The organism is Micromonospora sp. SD19, assembly GCF_054462275.1.
This window is the reverse complement of sequence record NZ_JBTLMN010000019.1, coordinates 23,213-40,407: the sequence shown is the minus strand read 5'-3', so window position 1 is coordinate 40,407 and position 17,195 is coordinate 23,213. Positions and strand designations below refer to the sequence as shown.

Sequence of the window (17,195 nt, the reverse complement as noted above, 5' to 3'; positions counted from 1 at the left end):
CCTTCGAGGGCGGGCACTACATCAGCGTCGTCGGCTACCGCGATGGCGGGAACGTGGTGAAGATCGCCGACTCCGCCAACCCGAACACCGCCTCCTACGAGGTCACCGTCGAACACCTCGCCGACTGGATCGCCACCCGCGGCTACGCCACCAGCTGACCCACAGCACACCAGCTGCACAGCACACCAGCACACCAGCACCCCAGCACACCGCCGAAGGGCCGGACCCCACCCCGGGGCCCGGCCCTTCAGCATGTCCAGAGGTCAGCGCCAAAGGTCAGTGCTCGTCGCCCGCGCGGACGGGGTCGACACGAACCGGGTCGACACGGACCGGACCGAGGTCGGGGGCCACCCCAGCCGACCGACCGCCCGGGGCCACCGTAGCCGTCGGACCGCCGGCGGCCACCTCGGCCACTTCCGGGCCACTGCCGGCGTTGGCCGGGCCACTGCCGGCGTCGGCCGCCTCGATGCGCTGAGCGCGTCGGCGTAGCCACCAGGTGCTGCCGAGCCCGGCGAGCACCGCGAGGACCAGCCCGGCCCAGGAGATGTCCTTCAGCCAGTGTTCGGCCGCGCGACCCACCGAGTAGAGCAGGTACGTCGTGCCGAAGGCCCAGACCAACCCGCCGGCGGCGTTGGCCACCAGGAAGCGGCGGTACGGCACGTGCAGCGCCCCGGCGAGCGGCCCGGCCAGGATCCTCAGCAGTGCCACGAACCGACCGAAGAAGACCGCCCAGACGCCGTGCCGCGCGAAGCTCTGTTCGGCGCGGGCGAGTTGCGCCGGGCCCAGGTGTTTGGGGAAGCGCCTGCCCAGCCGGACGAGCAGTGGACGGCCGCCGCGTCTGCCGATGGCGTACCCGATGGAGTCGCCGACGATGGCGCCGAACGCCGCCGCGGTGGCCACCCACTCCGGTTCCACCACGCCGGTGGCGGCGAGCAGTGCGGAGCTGACCAGGACGATTTCGCCGGGCAGGGGGACGCCCATGCTCTCCACGCCGATCACTGCGGCGACGAGCAGGTAGACCACGCCCGGAGGCAGCGCCGAGAGCCAGTGCTGAACGTCGATCACTCGGCACCCCTTCCGATCGGTTCCCGACCCTACCCCGCCGGTCTGTCGGCGCGGTGCGGTCGCGGGCCCGCCGGCTCGTGACGCCGGGTTGCACATATAGCAAGACGGACGTACGGTTTTGTTGGAAGCGGAATCGGCGGTAAGTGTCACCTAACCTCGGCGGCACCCCGACCGGTGCGACAGACTGCTCAGGACTACTCACGGTCGCTGGTGTGAAGGAGTACGACGTGGCGAGCCTCGACACCTTCGGTGCGAAGACCCAGCTACGCGTCGGAGACGCGAGCTACGAGATTTTCAAGATCGACAAGGTGGACGGCCACGCCCGGTTGCCGTACAGCCTGAAGATCCTGCTGGAGAACCTGCTGCGGACCGAGGACGGCGCGAACATCACCGCCGACCACATCCGCCAGCTCGGCGGGTGGGACTCCACCGCCGCCCCGAGCGTGGAGATCCAGTTCACCCCGGCACGGGTGCTGATGCAGGACTTCACCGGTGTGCCCTGCGTGGTCGACCTGGCCACCATGCGCGAGGCCGTCCGCGAGCTGGGCGGCGACGCCAGCAAGGTCAACCCCCTCGCCCCCGCCGAGCTGGTCATCGACCACTCGGTCATCGCCGACCTGTTCGGCCGCGAGGACGCGTTCGCCCGCAACGTCGAGCTGGAGTACGAGCGCAACAAGGAGCGCTACCAGTTCCTGCGCTGGGGCCAGACCGCGTTCAACGAGTTCAAGGTCGTCCCGCCGGGCACCGGCATCGTGCACCAGGTCAACATCGAGTACCTGGCCCGCACGATCATGGAGCGGGGCGGCCAGGCGTACCCGGACACCGTCGTCGGCACCGACTCGCACACCACCATGGTCAACGGCCTGGGCGTGCTGGGCTGGGGCGTCGGCGGCATCGAGGCCGAGGCCGCGATGCTCGGCCAGCCGGTCAGCATGCTGATCCCCCGTGTGGTGGGCTTCAAGCTGCACGGCGAGATGCCGGCCGGCACCACCGCCACCGACCTGGTGCTGACCATCACCGAGATGCTGCGCAAGCACGGTGTGGTCGGCAAGTTCGTCGAGTTCTACGGCCCGGGCGTGAGCGCCGTGCCGCTGGCCAACCGGGCCACCATCGGCAACATGTCCCCGGAGTACGGCTCCACCGTGGCGATCTTCCCGATCGACGGTGAGACCATCCGCTACCTGGAGCTGACCGGCCGCGACGCCGCGCAGGTCGCGCTCGTCGAGGCGTACGCCAAGGAGCAGGGCCTCTGGCACGACCCGGACGCCGAGCCGGAGTACTCCGAGCGCCTGGAGCTGGATCTCAGCACCATCGAGCCGTCGCTCGCCGGCCCGAAGCGCCCGCAGGACCGGGTGCCGTTGGGCGCGGCGAAGACGCTGTTCCGCTCGGCGTTGACCGACTACGTGGCCGACGACTCCACCAACGAGCGTGACATCAAGCCGGGTGTCCCCCGCGAGGAGCTGCCGCGCGGCGCCAATGGCCCGGCCGACGAGGCCAGCGCCGAGTCCTTCCCGGCCAGCGACCCGCCGGCCAACGAGTTCAGCGACCCGGCCGACGAGCCGCGTGACCTGGAGACGGCGGCGGTCGGCGCGGGTGGCCGGGCCACCAACCCGGTCCGGGTCACCGGCGCCGACGGCGTCGAGTACGAGCTGGACCACGGCGCCGTGGTGATCGCCGCGATCACGTCCTGCACCAACACGTCCAACCCGCAGGTGATGATCGGTGCCGCGCTGCTGGCCCGCAACGCCGTGGAGAAGGGCCTGAGCCGCAAGCCGTGGGTGAAGACCACCCTGGCCCCGGGCTCGAAGGTCGTCATGGACTACTACGAGCGGGCCGGCCTCACGCCGTACCTGGACAAGCTCGGCTTCAACCTGGTCGGCTACGGCTGCACCACCTGCATCGGCAACTCGGGCCCGCTGCCCGAGGAGGTGTCCGCCGCGGTCAACGAGCACGACCTGTCGGTGGTCTCGGTGCTCTCCGGCAACCGGAACTTCGAGGGCCGGATCAACCCGGACGTCAAGATGAACTACCTGGCGTCGCCGCCGCTGGTTGTCGCGTACGCCCTGGCCGGCACGATGGACATCGACCTGGCCAACGAGCCGATCGGTGAGGACTCCGAGGGCAACCCGGTGTACCTGCGGGAGATCTGGCCGAACAGCGCCGAGATTCAGGACGTCATCGCCCAGGCGATCGGCGCCACCGGGTTCAGCGCCGCGTACTCGGACGTCTTCGCCGGTGACGAGCGCTGGCAGTCGCTGCCCACCCCGACCGGCGACACGTTCGCCTGGGCGGACGACTCCACCTACGTGCGCAAGCCCCCGTACTTCGAGGGCATGCAGCAGGAGCCGAGCCCGGTCGTCGACATCTCCGCCGCCCGGGTGCTGGCCAAGCTGGGTGACTCGGTGACCACCGACCACATCTCGCCGGCCGGTGCGATCAAGGCGGACTCCCCGGCCGGCACGTACCTGGCCGAGCACGGCGTGCCGCGCCACGAGTTCAACTCGTACGGTTCCCGCCGGGGTAACCACGAGGTGATGATCCGGGGCACCTTCGCCAACATCCGGCTGCGCAACCAGCTGGTTCCGGGGGTGGAGGGCGGCTTCACCGTCAACCACCTCACCGGCGAGCAGACCTCGATCTACGACGCCTCGATGGCCTACCAGGAGGCCGGCATCCCGCTGGTCATCCTGGCCGGCAAGGAGTACGGCTCGGGTTCGTCGCGGGACTGGGCGGCCAAGGGCACGATGCTGCTGGGCGTCCGGGCGGTCATCGCCGAGTCGTACGAGCGGATCCACCGCTCCAACCTGATCGGCATGGGCGTGCTGCCGCTGCAGTTCCCGGTGGACGTCACCGCCGAGTCGCTCGGCCTGACCGGCACCGAGACGTTCAGCATCACCGGGGTGACCGCGCTCAACGACGGCGAGACCCCGCGCACGGTGACTGTCACCACCGACACCGGCGTCGAGTTCGAGGCTGTGGTGCGGATCGACACCCCGGGCGAGGCGGACTACTACCGGCACGGCGGCATCCTGCAGTTCGTGCTGCGCCGCATGATCGCCAGCTGACGTACCGATGTCACCAGGCTCCCTCCCGCCCTTCGGCGGGAGGGAGCCTGCGTCGTTCCCGTCCCGACACCCCGCCCCGGGCTAACCTCTTAGCTAAGGAGGTGTCATGGTGGCCGGTGAAGCTGCGGCACAGTTCAACATCCACGATGCGAAGACGAACCTGTCACGCATCATCGAACGGGTCGAGCACGGCGAGGAAATCGTGATCAGTCGGGCCGGTACCCCGGTCGCCAAAGTCATTCCTCTTCGTCGTACGACACGCACTGGTCGCGGCTCTCTGCGCGGTGCGCTGGATCTCACCGGAGACTGGGATTCCGACGAGGTCAACGACGAGGTTGCTCGCGACTTCGGGCTGTCCGGATGAGGCTCTTGCTCGACACGCACGTGGTGCTCTGGTGGTTGACCGACGACCCGGGGCTCGCCACGGACGTCAAGGACCGCATCGACGCCGAACCCGATGTGTATCTGAGCCCGGTCACGCTGTGGGAGGTCGCGATCAAACAGTCGCTGGGCAAGTTGGCCGGCCCTGCCGACCTCGCCGAGCGGATTCGTGACGCCGAACTGCGGGAACTCCCGATCCTCCACGATCACGCCATCGCGGCTGGTCGGCTGCCGGCGATCCACCGGGACCCCTTCGACCGGATGCTTGTCGCGCAGGCCCTGCACGAGGGGCTGACCCTGGTCACCCGGGACGACCGCATCCACAAGTACGACGTACCGATCCTTGTGGCGTGACTGTCAGCCTCGCGGATGAGGTCGTCGGCCCGGTCGACCAGGGCCTCGCGGTCTGGACCCGATTCCTGGTGCTGGCCGGGCCCGGCTGGACCCCGCCGGCCTACCCGGCCAGTTCGTCAGCCCGGCCGAGCAGGGCACGGCGCTCGGCGGTCGAAGCGACCGCCGTCGCCGCCTCCCGGAACAGGCTGGCCGCGCGCAACCGGTCACCCTGCCGGGCCACCAGGTCGGCCTCCACCGCCACGGCGAGCGGATAGCCGCCCAGTCCGCCCCCGGCTCGTGCCGCGTCGAGCAGGGCCAGCCCGACGGCCGGCCCGTACGCGTACCCGTGCGCTACCGCGCGGTTGAGCGCGATCACCGGCGAGGGGCGGAGGGCAGCCAGCGCGTCGTAGGCCCGCGCGATCGTCGGCCAGTCGGTGTCGTCGACCGAGACGGCGGTGGCGTGGCAGGCGGCGATCCGGGCCTGCCACGCGTACGGCCCGTCGTGGCGTACCCGATCGAGGGTGGCCAGGCCCTCGGCGATGGCGGCGCGGTCCCACCGGTCGCGGTCCTGCCGGTGCAGGGTGAGCAGGGTGCCGGCGGCGTCGCGGCGGGCATCCCGACGGGAGTGGTGGAACAGGAACAGCGCCAGCAGCGCGGCGACCTCGGACTGCTCGGGCATCAGCCGGTCGAGCAGCCGGGCCAGCCGGACCGCCTCGTCGGCGAACGCCGGTTCGCCGTCGGCGACGTAGCCCCGGGTGAACAGCAGGTACAGCACGGCGAGGACGCCGGGTAGTCGCTCGGTCAGCGCCGGCCCGCTCGGCACCCGGTACGGGATGCCCGCCTGGGTGATGCGGGTGCGGGCCCGGGTCAACCGGCGGGTCATCGTCGACTCGCTGACCAGCAGGAGGCGGGCGATGTCGGCGGTCGGCACGCCGCAGACCGTTCGCAACGTCAACGCCACCCGGGCCTCGATCGCGAGCGCCGGATGGCAGCAGGTGAAGATGAGCCGCAGCCGGTCGTCCACCACGTCCTGGCCCACCTCCGGCTCCGGCGACGCCTCATCCGGCGTGAGCAACGCCAGGTCGTGCAGCTTGCGTCGTTCCACGGTGGCGCGGCGCAGCACGTCGATCGCCCGGTTACGCGCCACCGTCATCAGCCAGCCGCCCGGGTTGGCGGGCACACCGTCGGCGGGCCAGCGCTCCAGCGCGGCGGTCAACGACTCCTGGGCACAGTCCTCGGCCAACGACCAGTCCCCGGTCACCCGGATCAGGGTCGCGACGATCCGGGGGTACGCCTCGACGCTGGCGGCCGCGACGGCCGCCGCCGCGCCGGCCGGTGCCTGGGTAGGCATCGGCCGGCGCTGCGAGGTGAACATCGTCGTCAGGCGGGCAGGTCCGCGAACGGGCGCAGTTCCAGCCGCCCCTCGCGGGCCATCGGGTGCGTGCGGGCCACCTCGATCGCCTCGTCCAGGTCGGCGCAGTCGAGCAGGTCGAAGCCCACGATCACCTCGGCGGTCTCCGCGAACGGGCCCTCGGAGACGAGCAGTTCACCGCCGCGAACCCGGACGGTGGTGGCCGCGCTGGTCGGCGCCAGCGCGTCGCCGGTCAGGCGGCGACCCCGTGAGTCGTTCTCCGCCACCCACTTGTGGATGTCGGGCAACTCGGTGGGGTCGGTGTCCGGCTCGGCGTCGCTGCACACGAACATCATGAACTTCATCTGGTCGCTCCCTTGTTTCTCGGGGTATCACCAGCATGACGATCGGCCGACAGCGTTCCGGACACCCTCCCCCGAAAAACCTCGGGTCAGTCTCCGCTGGCGGCGCGGCGGCGGGCCTCGCGGGTCTTCATGGCGTGCTCCATCAGCGTGACGAGCACCTCCTTGCTGGACTCACGCTGCCGGGCGTCGCAGAGCAGCACCGGCACGCCCGGGTCCAGGTTCAGCGCGGCCTGCACCTCGTCGAGCCGGTACGTCCGCGCGCCCTGGAAGCAGTTCACCGCCACCACGAAGGGCGTGCCGCGACCCTCGAAGTAGTCGATCGAGGGGAAGCAGTCGGCGAGCCGGCGGGTGTCGGCCAGCACCACGGCGCCGATCGCCCCCAACGCCAACTCGTCCCAGACGAACCAGAACCGGTCCTGTCCCGGAGTGCCGAACAGGTACAGCACCAGGTCGTCGCTGATGGTGATCCGGCCGAAGTCCATGGCCACGGTGGTGGTGGTCTTGCCTTCCACACCGGAGAGGTCGTCGATGCCGACCCCCGACTCCGTCAGCACCTCCTCGGTCCGCAACGGCCGGGTTTCGCTGACCGCGCCAACCATGGTCGTCTTGCCCACGCCGAAGCCGCCCGCGACCAGAATCTTGATCGCGGTGGGCAGTGGCGTCGCTCCCGCCGGCCGGTCAGAGTGCCCGTAGTCCATTGATTACCGCCTCGAAGATGCTGTTGTCGGGAAGACCGGCCGTGGTCTGCGGCTCGCGGACCTGCACCAGGCTGCGGGCTGCCAGATCACCGAGGAGCACCCGGATGGTGCCCACCGGCAGGTCGAGATGGGCGGCGATCTCGGCGACGGACTGTATGCGTTGGCACAGCCCGACGATCGCCAAATGCTCGGGGCCGAGACCCACCTCGGGCGTGACCTCGGCTCGGGTCGCCGTGACCAGGGAGATCAGGTCGAATGTGCCGGTGACCGGGCGGGCCCGACCGCGCGTCACCGCGTACGGGCGCACCACCGGACCCGCATGGTCATCCACCCACTGATGGTCTGCGGACTCCCCCTGGACCGTCATCGCCGTTACCTCTCGCCGACCTGCTGATCAGTGCCACGCGATGGTGATGCGACGTACTTGCCGACGCGGGTGACCAGCATCGCCATCTCGTAGGCGATCAGACCGACGTCGGCGTCCTCGGTGGCCAGCACCGCCAGGCAGGCGTTGCGGCCGGCCGCGGTGACGAACAGGAACGACGACTGCATCTCGATGATGGTCTGCTGCACCTGCCCGCCACCGAAACGCTTGCCGGCGCCTCGGGCGAGGCTCTGGATGCCGGCCGCCATCGCCGCGAGGTGCTCGCCGTCGTCTCGGCTCAACCCCTGGGAGGAGGCCATCAAGAGGCCGTCGGTGGAGAGCGCGACCGCGTGTTCGGCCTGCTTCACCCGGCCCACCAGGTCATCCAGCAACCACGTCAGGTCGGCGCTCGAAGCCGTCTTCTGGGTCACTTCGTCGTCCTCTTCTCGCCCGGCTGTGCGCCGTGTTCGTTTGGGGCTTGACCGTCACACCGCGCGGGAACCCGCGTCATCGGTGCTCGGTCAGGTCGCTTGTGGATCCTCGTCGGTCGGCTCGGACGGCGTCGCCGCCGGGGTGCCGGAGGCGCCGCCGAGCAGCCGAGCCGCGTCGGTTCGCCCACGCCGGGTGCCGGTCTGGTAGGAACTCATCATCCGGCGGACCTGCTCCGGTGGGCGCACCACATCCTCGTCGTCGGTCTCCGACATCGCCGGGTCGTCTCGCAACTCGGGAACGATGTTCGCCTGTCGGACCCGGACGGGCAGGCCGGAGTCGGTCCGCTCCGCGTCGGCGCGGGCGGGCACCGGGCCACCGTCACCAGCCGCGACCGACTCCGCGTCGCGGGTCTCCGGGCGGGTGCGCTCGACGGCGGGCAGGCCGGTGGGCACGGTCGGGGCTTCCAGGGCTGGCTGACCCGGGCCGCGCCGGGCGCGGGTGGGCAGGTCGGGTGTGCCGGTCGTCGGGGTGGTCCGCTGTCGGGTGGGGAGAACGGTGTCCGCCTCGGCCTCCTCGTCCGACGTCGGGGTGGTGGTGTCGGTTGGCGTCGGCGCCGACGACGTCGCGGCCACGTCCGGCGCGGTGGTCGTCGGTGCGGCGAGGGCGACCGGTGCGAGGGAGGTTGGGCTGCCGCTCTCCGTGGCCGGCGTCGACGGCATCGGGATGGCCGAACCGGCCCGGAACGAGCCCGAGTCCTCCGGGGAGGCGTCGGCCTCGGTGACCAGCTCCAGCGGGATCAGCACGACCGCCGTGGTGCCCCCGTACGCGGACTCCTTGAGCCGGACCCGCACGCCGTGCCGTTCGGTCAGCCGGCTCACCACGTAGAGCCCGAGGCGGGCGGCGTTGGCGAGGTTCAGCTCGGACTGGTCGACGATCCGGTGGTTCGCCGCGGCCAGGTCCTCCTCGCTCATGCCGAGGCCCCGGTCCTCGATCTCGAGGGCGAACCCGTTGGAGACCAGCTGGCCGCGGACCTCGACGGTCGTGTGTGGCGGGGAGAACGACAGGCCGTTCTCGATCAGCTCGGCCAGCAGGTGGATGACGTCGCCGACCGCGCGGCCGGCGAGCGAGACCGGCCCGAGCGGCAGCACGTTGACCCGGGTGTAGTCCTCCACCTCGGCCACGGCGCCGCGCACCACGTCGACCATCGGGACGTTGCGCCGCCAGGCCCGACCGGGGGTGGAGCCGGAGAGCACGATCAGGTTTTCCGCGTTGCGCCGCATCCGGGTGGCCAGGTGGTCGACCCGGAACAGATCCTCCAGCTCCTCCGCGTCGTGTTCGCGGCGCTCCATCGCGTCGAGCAGGGTGAGCTGACGGTGTACGAGTGCCTGCGTGCGTCGGGCCAGGCTGAGGAAGACCTCGCGGACGTTGCGACGCAGGTCGGCCTGCTCGACGGCGGTCCGCAGCGCGGTCTCCTGAACGGCGTTGAACGCCTTACCGACCTGCCCGATCTCGTCGGTGCCGAATTCCAGCGGGGGCGCCTCGGTGGCCACGTCGACCTCCTCGCCGCGCCCGAGCCGCTCCACCACCCGGGGCAGCCGTTCGTCGGCGAGCTGCCAGGCGGCCTCCCGCAGCCGGTCCAGCTGGCGCAGCAGGTTCCGCGCGGTGGTGATCGAGATGACGACGGAGGCGATGACGGCGAGCAGACCCAGACCGGTGGCGAGCACCAGTCGGACGACGACCATCACGGCCACGCCGGTGGCTCGATCAACGATGCCCTCACCGCCGGCGGTGACGGCGTCGTTCACCTCGGTCAACGCCGGCTCGACGGTGCCCCGCCACTGCTCGGCGCCGATCGGTAGCTGGGTCGACGGCCGGCCCTCGCGGATGATGCTGTCCTGTACGGCGCGCAGTCTGGTGAACGCCTCCCCGCTGACGAGCTGCCGGAAGCGGCGCTCGTCGGCGTCGGCGAGGCGGGTCCGGACCTCGTCGCCGAGGAACCGCTCGGCGGCGACCAGGCTGACGTAGCGGGCGTACTCCGGCCCGCTCATCCGGCCGTTGCCGAAGAGCCCGCTGAGCAGCGCGTCCTCTTGGGAGATCAGCTCCTTCATCCGGTTGAGCTGGATCAGGGCTGCCGCCTCGCCGGCGATCTGCTTGTCGTCCAGGCTGCCGGTCACGTCGTAGATCTGGAAGATCGACTCGATCGCGGAGGTGTACGCCTCGGCGGCGGCGACCCGGTCGATCTTGCGGTCCAGCACCTCGGCGCGGGTCTGCTCCAACGCGTTGACCTGAGCGATCGTCAGACCGAGCTGCGTGTCCAGTGCGGAACTGCCGGCGATGTCGACCTGCCAGTCACGCACCGAGTCGGCGAAGTCGGCGGCCAGCCCCGCGCTCTTGCGCTGCTCGGCTTCGAGCGCCGTCCGCTGCGCGGCCTCGGGGTTGCTCAGGTACGCCTGGGTCAGCCGCCGCTCCAACTGGAGCTCCTGCAACAACGGCTCGGTCGGCGCGTAGACCTTGCTGTTGATCACCTGGACACCGAGCAGGTTGAAGCCGTCGCGCAGGGTCACCCAGGCCGCGAACATCCACAGCGCGACCAGGGAGAGCAGCAGGGCGACAACCTTGGTGCGGATACTCGTACCGCGAGAACGCATTGAACCGTCCCAGGCCGGGCGTTGACTCAGCTCATCAACGAATGATCAGAGGGGGCGACGTCCCACCACGGTGGGGCATCCGGGGCTGAGGCTCTGCGTACGCTAGCAGTGTCCACACAACCCCTCAAGTTGTTGTTTTTGTAGCCTGGTAACCGCAATCCACCACCGATCGGTCCACGCCGGAGACCCGATCGGTGGCCAACCGGCAGGCGGCGAGCACCGCCGCGCGAACGATCACTGTCGGACAGTACAGCTCCTTGCCATACCACAGTGGACGGTGGTCCCGGGTGGCGGATTCGTGCAGGTAGGCGTGCCCACGGGCGACCGCGTCGTCGACCCGGGGCACCGTCGTCGGCACCGCCAACAGCACCTGCAGGGCGTACGCGGTCTCCTCGGCGGTGCCGTCCCACCGCCCCCACGAGCCGTCCGGGCGCTGGCTGTTCAGCACCCAGCCAGCAGCCCGGTCCACCGCCTCGGCGGCGGCCGCACCGCGCCCGAACTCGGCGAGCGCCAGGACGCAACAGGCAGTGGCGTAGTACGGCGAGGCGTGCCACCGGTCCTGCCAGGCGCCGTCCGCGCGCTGATGCCCGGCCAGCACCCCGCTCAGCCGGTCGACGGCCCGGCGGTAGCGCGCGTCCGCGCCCGGGTGCCGGGTCAGGTGCTGGCCGAAAGCGTCCAGCACGTGGGCGTTGGTGGTGACCGAGAAGCCGTCCTCCCCCGGCCAGGTGCAGAAACCGTCGGCCGTCTCGTACGCCCACAGGCTGGCCGGGTCCGCCGGATGGCCGAGCCGGGCCAACGCGTCGAGGGACACCGACGTGGTGTCGGCGTCGGTCGGCAGGCCGTCACCGGTGGCGATGCCCTGGCCGGCGGTGGCGGCGGTCAGGCTCTCCAGCACGGAGGCCGGCGGGTTGACGGCGATGCCGGCGCGGCGCAGGCCGCTCAGCACCCACGCTCGCTCGAAGACGGTGATCGGTGCCGGGCAGGGCACCGGGCCACCCCCGTCACGGATCAACGTCCGCAGGAAGGCGTGCGCGGCGGGGCCGGCGGCCGGACCGACGGCGGTCAGCCAGGCCGCGGTCGCCGCGGGTGAGGCGCCAACCGCGGTGAGGGTGGGGCCGGCGTCGGCCGGTACCGCGTCCAGCAGCTCGTAGAAGTGGGCCACCTTCGGTGGCAGCGTCGCTCCGGCGGCCACCGCGGACCGCACCGCGCGCAGCCGGTCCCGGTGCAACCCGGCGGGCAGCGGCAACGGCGGGCGGGGCAGCCGGTCGGCGACCGCCCGCTCCAGCCCGGCGAGCCGGTCGTTGATCGTGTCGACCAGCGCCGGAACGATGAGGTCCAACGCGGGGGTGTCCGGCAGCGTCCGGGCGTCGGCGCGGAGCAGCATGTCGGCGAGCGCGCCGAGCCCACCGGCCACCGGGGCGAGCAGCTCCGTTCCGGTCCGGCCGTCGGCCAGCGCGGAGAGCAACGCGTCGGTGGCGCTCAGCGTCGGCGCCAGCGCGTACCCCTCGGGTGGGCCCCACGCCCCGTCCGGGCGTTGGCTGCGCACCAGGAACGCGATCCGCTGGTGGTGCCCGGTCAGCCAGGGAGCGACGGCGACCAGCCGGCCGGTCTCGTACACCGAGGCGGCGACCTGCCCCCACGGCCGCAGGCCGAGCCCGGCGATCAGCTCGCGGGCGGCGTCGGCGACCGGGTCGGCCGCGGCCGCCGCGTCGACGAACACCCGGGTGGCACCGTCACTCATCACGCACCCCCCAGAAGTCCGACAGCTGGTAGAAGCCGCCGGTGAAGGAGATCTGCCGGTTGAGGTAGTCCGCCTGGCGGGGGCACCGCTCGGCGAGGGCGGCCAGGTCCCCCCGGGACCGGGCGGTCAGCTCGGCCAGTCGGTCGTGCACCTGCGCCGGGTCGTCGACCAGCGAGAGGGCGTTCAGGTCACCCCACTCGGCGTCGCGCCCCTGGGTGGCGAGGTCGTTGACCAGCCGCAGCACCCGCTGCACGCCACGTCCGGCGTCCAGCAGGTCGGTCAACTGGGCGAGGGTCTTCTCGTCGCCGGTGGCGATCCAGTGGGTGATGTTGACGAAGGAGCTGCCGGAGTTGTCGGCGTTGTCCAGGTAGCGGTCCAGGTCCGGCAGGCGTCGCCCGGTGGTCGGGTCGGTCGGCAGGTTCTTCCAGTCCCACTCCCGGGCCATGGCGGCGAGCATCCGGGCCAGCTCGTCGCGCCAGATCGGGCGCAGCCGGGCGAACGCCGGCACGGTGGCCAGCTCGTCGCGCAGGTCGGCCAGCAGCCGGGCCAGGTGCCGCCCGGGTGCCGGCGTGGCGCCGTCGGCCACCGCGAGGCAGTCGGTCACCACCTTCCGGATGTCGTCGACGGACCGGGCGAGGTAGTCGACCTGCCAGTCGGTGGCGAAGACCCAGAGCACGGTACGGGTGGTGATCCGCAGTTCGGCGGCACTGTGCCAGGGTGCGATGAAGGCGACGGTGGTGGCCACCGAGCTGAGCAGCGCCGGGTCGAACGGCGCGGCGTCGAACAGCTCGGGATGGTCGGCGGTAACTTCCTGCAGGTCGCGTACGCCCCGCACGGCGAGCGCGCACACCCGCCCCTGCTCGGCGATCGCGTCATGAGCTGCCGGTGCCGGTCGCGGGGTCTCGGTCACGATGCGGCCGGGCGCTCGACCGCGGTGAGGATGACCTCGGCACGCTGCTTGGGTTGCAGGGAGGCACCCATCCGAGGGGTGAGGCCCACCGGTTCGCGCAGCCGGAAGCGGTAGCGGCTCAGCACGGTGCTGACGATGAGTTGGGCCTCCAGCAGGAACAGGTACTGCCCGAGGCACTGGTGCGGGCCCCCGCCGAACGGGAAGTAGGAGTACCGGTAACGCCGCCGGGGCAGCTCCGGCGCGAACCGCTCCGGGTCGAAGAGCGACGGGTTGTCCCAGAACGTCGACATCCGCTGGGTCACGTACGGGCTGACCAGCACGGTGCCGCCGGCCTTGATCCGCACCCCGCCGAGCATGTCGTCGCCGACCGCGGTGCGCGGGATCATCCAACCCGCCGGGTAGAGCCGCAGCATCTCGTCGAGCACCATCCGGCCGTAGCGCAGTTGGGGCAGGTGCTCGCGGCCGACCCGTTCGGCGCCGACCACCTGCTCGATCTCGTCGGTCATCCGCTCGGCCACGTCGGGGCGGGACGCCAGCACCGGCCACAGCCAGGAGAGCAGGGCGATGGTGGTCTCCGTGGCGGTGGAGAACATCGCGACCACGTCGCCGCGGATCGCGTACTCGTCGGGTTCGCTGCCGTCGGCGCGCGGCCGGCAGAGGGTGGAGATGATGTCGTCGCCGTCGGTGGGGTGGGCCCGGGCCTGCCGGATGATCGGCAGCACCACCTCGTCGATGGTGCGCACCGCCTCGCGGAACTGCCGGTCGCGGGGCATCGGCACCGCGTACGGCACGGCGGGCATCACCAGTCGCGGGAGCATCGCGGTGGTGAGGGTGTCCAGCGCGGCGCTGATCCGCAGCGCGTCGGGGACCGAGATCCGGTCGGCGAAGAGCACCCGCATGGTGGTACGCAGGACGATCCGGGTCAGTTCGGCGCCGCCGTCGATCGGGCGACCGGTGCGGGCCGGTTCGAGCCACTCGTCGACCGCCTCGTTGATCGCCTCGGCCATCTTGTCGACGAGCGTCTCGGCCCGCTTGGCGGTGAACAACGGCTGCAGCGCGCCTCGGCTGGACTCCCAGACCGCACCCTCGGCGACCAGGATGGCGTCACCGACGATCCGGCGAACGGGTCGCCAGAGCAGCCCGTCGCCGTCCCGGATGTAGTTGGCAACGTTGTCGCGCAGGACGCGTTGCAGGTGCTCAGGATGGCTGACCAGGTAGGGGCGGAACGAGCCGAGGTTGAGCCGGACGACCTCGCCGCCGGCGGCATCCGCGAAGTCGACGAGCGCGCCCAGCGGATCACGGACCAGCGCGGGCAGCGCGCGTCGTGCCGGGATCGTCCGGGGCTCGGTGCTGACGGTGGCGGAGCGCGCCTCGGACACCTGCGACATCGAACCACGTCTCCTCGTCGTCCCGTCGACCGCAGCGATCCACTTCGGTCGGACAGGCTGATGAAACTTTCACCTTCTGGGCCGACGGGAAGCATCTCACCAAACGAGGGGTACCTCCAGACTTGCGGACAGCGCAATTTCCGTCTACACAAACCTACCGGCGTCGATATTTTCGTTTTTGGCGAATCCTGAGTGGACACTCAGCAGGACGATAAGGCCGGTACGCGGGGCGCCACGGCCCGGGCCCCGCCGACCGGTCCCTGCGGCACCGGCACCAGCCCGGCGAGGCCGGCCCGGTCGGGGCCGGTCAGTGACCCGGAACGCACCGGTACCCCCGAATCCGGGCGACGCCCGGCACCCTGTGCCAGGCTCTGGGGCATGGACGACAAGACCATCCTGAACCGGATCTCCGAGTTGGTCGACGAGGAGCACAAGCTGCGGGCCGAGGCCCAGGCCCACGAGTCGGGCACCGAGGGCGAGGCCAGCGAGCGCCTGCGCGCCCTGGAGGAGTCCCTCGACCAGTGCTGGGACCTGCTGCGCCGTCGGCGGGCCGCCCGGGACACCCACGGCGACCCGGACGCCCAGGGCGAACGCCCCAAGCCCGAGGTCGAGCGCTACCTGCAATAGCCGGCGCGGCGGGTCGGGCGACATGGCCGCCCGACCCGCTCCGGTCAGCGCAGGCCCGCCTCGCGCAGCAGCTCTCCGGTCAACCGGCCGGGGTCGGCCTGCTCGCCTGGGAGGCCCCGGGCCGCGAACCAGGCGGCGACCACCCGCACGTCGCGGGCCAGGAACTCCGGCCCCTGCGGGTTCGCCACCACGTCGACCACCTGCGGCAGGTCGATCACGACCAGCCGCCCCTGGTGCACGAGCAGGTTGTACGGCGACAGGTCGCCGTGCGCGTAGCCGGCCCGAGCCAGCACCCGCAGCGCCTCCACCAACTGGGCCCACAGGTCACTCAGCTCGGCCGGGCCGGGACGCAGTTGGGCCAGTCGCGGCGCCGCCTCCCCCGACTCGGCGTCACCGACGAACTCCAGCATCAACTCGGTGCCCCGCAACTGCACCGGGTACGGCACGGCGATCCGGTCGTGGCCGGCGCCGATCTCCCAGAGCCGGCTCAGCGCGGCGAACTCGGCCGCCGCCCACTGCCCGGCGATCATCTGCCGGCCGAACGCCGTCCGGCCGGCCATCGCCCGGTTCTCCCGGGACCGGCGCACCCGACGGCCCTCCAGGTAACCGGCATCGCGGTGGAACAGCCGGTGCTCGGGATCGCGGTAGCGCTTCACCGCCAGCAGACAGGACCGGTCGGTGTCGGGCACCGCCCGACGGACCAGGTGGACGTCCGCCTCCTTGCCGGTCTTCAGCACACCCAGCTCGGTGTCCTTGGCGGCCAGTTCGGTGACCAGCCAGGCCGGGTGCGGCTGCGGCCCGTGCACGGCGTCGTCCCAGGACGACCAGCGCTCGCCGGTGTCCGGGTCGGGCTCGCTGTCCGGGTCCGCGAGCGGCTCGGTGGGCCGCCCGCGCTTCAGAAACTGCGGTTCGTCGTCGTCGAAGCGGCTCTTGCCGCGGGTTCGGCGCTCAAGCGCCGGAAGATCATGATCGCGCACTGTGGTGAGGTTCCCTTGGTCGAGGCTGAGATAGGCAGCTGGAAGCGACCTGCGAAGACGGCCATGACCGACCCCCTCTCCTCGACCGGGCACACACCCGGGACGCACGATGCGCGGACAATGCTCGTCGCAGCACGGCGACCGGTCAACCGAATAACCGAGCCCAGTGCGCGAACCCTCAGCGGGCGAGGACGGTGGCGACCGCGGCGATCAACCCGTCCACGGTGCGGCTCGGCGCGAACCGGACGTCCGACCAGGTGCGCCCACGGTGCAGCCAGACGCTGGGCAGCCCGACGGCCGCAGCGCCGCCGATGTCCGCCTCCGGGCTGTCGCCGATCACCCACGACCCGCGCAGCGGCATCCGCACCCGTTGGGCGGCGAGCGCGAAGATTCTCGGGTTGGGCTTGCTGACGCCGGCCTCTTCGGAGATCACCCAGTCGGCGACGTACTGGTCCAGCCCGGTCCGGCGAATCTTGGCGTCCTCGACGCGTACGGTGCCGTTGCAGACCACCACCGGCACCCAGCCGGCGTCGTCGGCGATCCGCAGCGCGCAGGCGGTCAGCGGGTCGAGCCGGGTCTGCGCCACCACCCCGTCGTGCAGCTCCTCCACCAGGTCGATCGAGGGAATGCGCAGCTCGTAGCGGTCCCGGATGGCGTCGGCGAGGTCCCAGCGGTCGGTCAGGCCGTCGGCGTCGATGGAGACCAGCCAGTCGATGTCGGTGTGGGGCGCGCCGATGCTGTCCAGGAAGCGCTCACCCCAGCGGCGGAACGGCCCGGCCCGATCCAGCAGGGTGTTGTCCAGGTCCAGCAGGAGCAGTGGCACTCGGGCACCCTACGGGACCGACGTGTC

Annotated in this window: 16 protein-coding genes and 1 pseudogene; 5 read left to right on the top strand and 12 right to left on the bottom strand. The window is 71.4% G+C overall.

Features of this window, described 5'->3' with window-relative positions; all coding sequences use genetic code 11:
• A pseudogene (locus ACX27O_RS32805) lies at positions 1-158 on the top strand (C39 family peptidase); the annotation flags it as partial.
• Positions 159-276: 118 nt separating this feature from the next.
• Here the strand turns inward: ACX27O_RS32805 and ACX27O_RS32800 are convergent.
• A complete protein-coding gene (locus tag ACX27O_RS32800; RefSeq protein ID WP_358131334.1) occupies positions 277-1,065 on the bottom strand; it encodes a DedA family protein in 789 nt (262 codons plus the stop codon).
• A 212-nt stretch (positions 1,066-1,277) separates the two neighbouring features.
• Here ACX27O_RS32800 and ACX27O_RS32795 point away from each other — a divergent pair, with 212 nt between their 5' ends.
• From ACX27O_RS32795 to ACX27O_RS32785, 3 genes are all read left to right on the top strand, one after another.
• Entirely contained in the window at positions 1,278-4,130 is a 2,853-nt protein-coding gene (locus ACX27O_RS32795) for an aconitate hydratase (RefSeq protein ID WP_030337255.1), read from the top strand.
• 106 nt (positions 4,131-4,236) lie between these two features.
• Entirely contained in the window at positions 4,237-4,494 is a 258-nt protein-coding gene (locus ACX27O_RS32790) for a type II toxin-antitoxin system Phd/YefM family antitoxin (protein WP_210861244.1), read from the top strand.
• Complete coding sequence (locus tag ACX27O_RS32785; protein WP_030337260.1) at positions 4,491-4,865, top strand: type II toxin-antitoxin system VapC family toxin; 375 nt, start codon at positions 4,491-4,493, stop codon at positions 4,863-4,865. Before ACX27O_RS32790 ends, ACX27O_RS32785 begins: the two co-directional genes overlap by 4 nt.
• Positions 4,866-4,965: 100 nt before the next feature.
• Here ACX27O_RS32785 and ACX27O_RS32780 read toward each other — a convergent pair whose 3' ends face one another.
• The 9 genes from ACX27O_RS32780 to ACX27O_RS32740 form a co-directional block, all read right to left on the bottom strand.
• Positions 4,966-6,195 carry an RNA polymerase sigma factor gene (locus ACX27O_RS32780; protein ID WP_210861242.1) on the bottom strand — a complete coding sequence of 410 codons (1,230 nt, stop codon included), beginning with the start codon at positions 6,193-6,195 and terminating at the stop codon, positions 4,966-4,968.
• Between the two features lie 29 nt (positions 6,196-6,224).
• Positions 6,225-6,560 (bottom strand): YciI family protein, encoded by a 336-nt coding sequence (locus tag ACX27O_RS32775; RefSeq protein ID WP_458940594.1) that lies wholly within the window; start codon positions 6,558-6,560, stop codon positions 6,225-6,227.
• Positions 6,561-6,646: 86 nt separating this feature from the next.
• Positions 6,647-7,258 carry a GTP-binding protein gene (locus ACX27O_RS32770; protein ID WP_030337265.1) on the bottom strand — a complete coding sequence of 204 codons (612 nt, stop codon included), beginning with the start codon at positions 7,256-7,258 and terminating at the stop codon, positions 6,647-6,649.
• Positions 7,239-7,625 (bottom strand): DUF742 domain-containing protein, encoded by a 387-nt coding sequence (locus ACX27O_RS32765; protein WP_030337267.1) that lies wholly within the window; start codon positions 7,623-7,625, stop codon positions 7,239-7,241. Before ACX27O_RS32765 ends, ACX27O_RS32770 begins: the two co-directional genes overlap by 20 nt.
• A gap of 5 nt (positions 7,626-7,630) precedes the next feature.
• Complete coding sequence (locus ACX27O_RS32760; protein WP_030337269.1) at positions 7,631-8,053, bottom strand: roadblock/LC7 domain-containing protein; 423 nt, start codon at positions 8,051-8,053, stop codon at positions 7,631-7,633.
• 90 nt (positions 8,054-8,143) lie between these two features.
• On the bottom strand, positions 8,144-10,702 hold the full coding sequence (locus ACX27O_RS32755) for a nitrate- and nitrite sensing domain-containing protein (RefSeq protein WP_357637471.1): 2,559 nt from the start codon (positions 10,700-10,702) through the stop codon (positions 8,144-8,146).
• 124 nt (positions 10,703-10,826) lie between these two features.
• Positions 10,827-12,443, bottom strand: a complete 1,617-nt coding sequence (locus ACX27O_RS32750) for a prenyltransferase/squalene oxidase repeat-containing protein (protein ID WP_387217465.1) — start codon at positions 12,441-12,443, stop codon at positions 10,827-10,829.
• Complete coding sequence (locus ACX27O_RS32745) at positions 12,436-13,353, bottom strand: terpene synthase family protein (RefSeq protein WP_458940593.1); 918 nt, start codon at positions 13,351-13,353, stop codon at positions 12,436-12,438. Before ACX27O_RS32745 ends, ACX27O_RS32750 begins: the two co-directional genes overlap by 8 nt.
• Positions 13,350-14,687 (bottom strand): cytochrome P450, encoded by a 1,338-nt coding sequence (locus ACX27O_RS32740; RefSeq protein WP_210866748.1) that lies wholly within the window; start codon positions 14,685-14,687, stop codon positions 13,350-13,352. The genes ACX27O_RS32745 and ACX27O_RS32740 overlap by 4 nt, the downstream gene beginning before the upstream one ends.
• A gap of 432 nt (positions 14,688-15,119) precedes the next feature.
• Here ACX27O_RS32740 and ACX27O_RS32735 point away from each other — a divergent pair, with 432 nt between their 5' ends.
• Positions 15,120-15,368, top strand: a complete 249-nt coding sequence (locus ACX27O_RS32735) for a DUF2630 family protein (RefSeq protein WP_030337278.1) — start codon at positions 15,120-15,122, stop codon at positions 15,366-15,368.
• Positions 15,369-15,412: 44 nt separating this feature from the next.
• On the opposite strand, the gene ACX27O_RS32730 is transcribed toward ACX27O_RS32735, so the two are convergent.
• Positions 15,413-16,345 carry a serine protein kinase RIO gene (locus ACX27O_RS32730; RefSeq protein ID WP_357637463.1) on the bottom strand — a complete coding sequence of 311 codons (933 nt, stop codon included), beginning with the start codon at positions 16,343-16,345 and terminating at the stop codon, positions 15,413-15,415.
• Positions 16,346-16,523: 178 nt separating this feature from the next.
• Positions 16,524-17,168 carry an HAD family hydrolase gene (locus tag ACX27O_RS32725; protein ID WP_030337281.1) on the bottom strand — a complete coding sequence of 215 codons (645 nt, stop codon included), beginning with the start codon at positions 17,166-17,168 and terminating at the stop codon, positions 16,524-16,526.
• Positions 17,169-17,195: the final 27 nt, after the last annotated feature.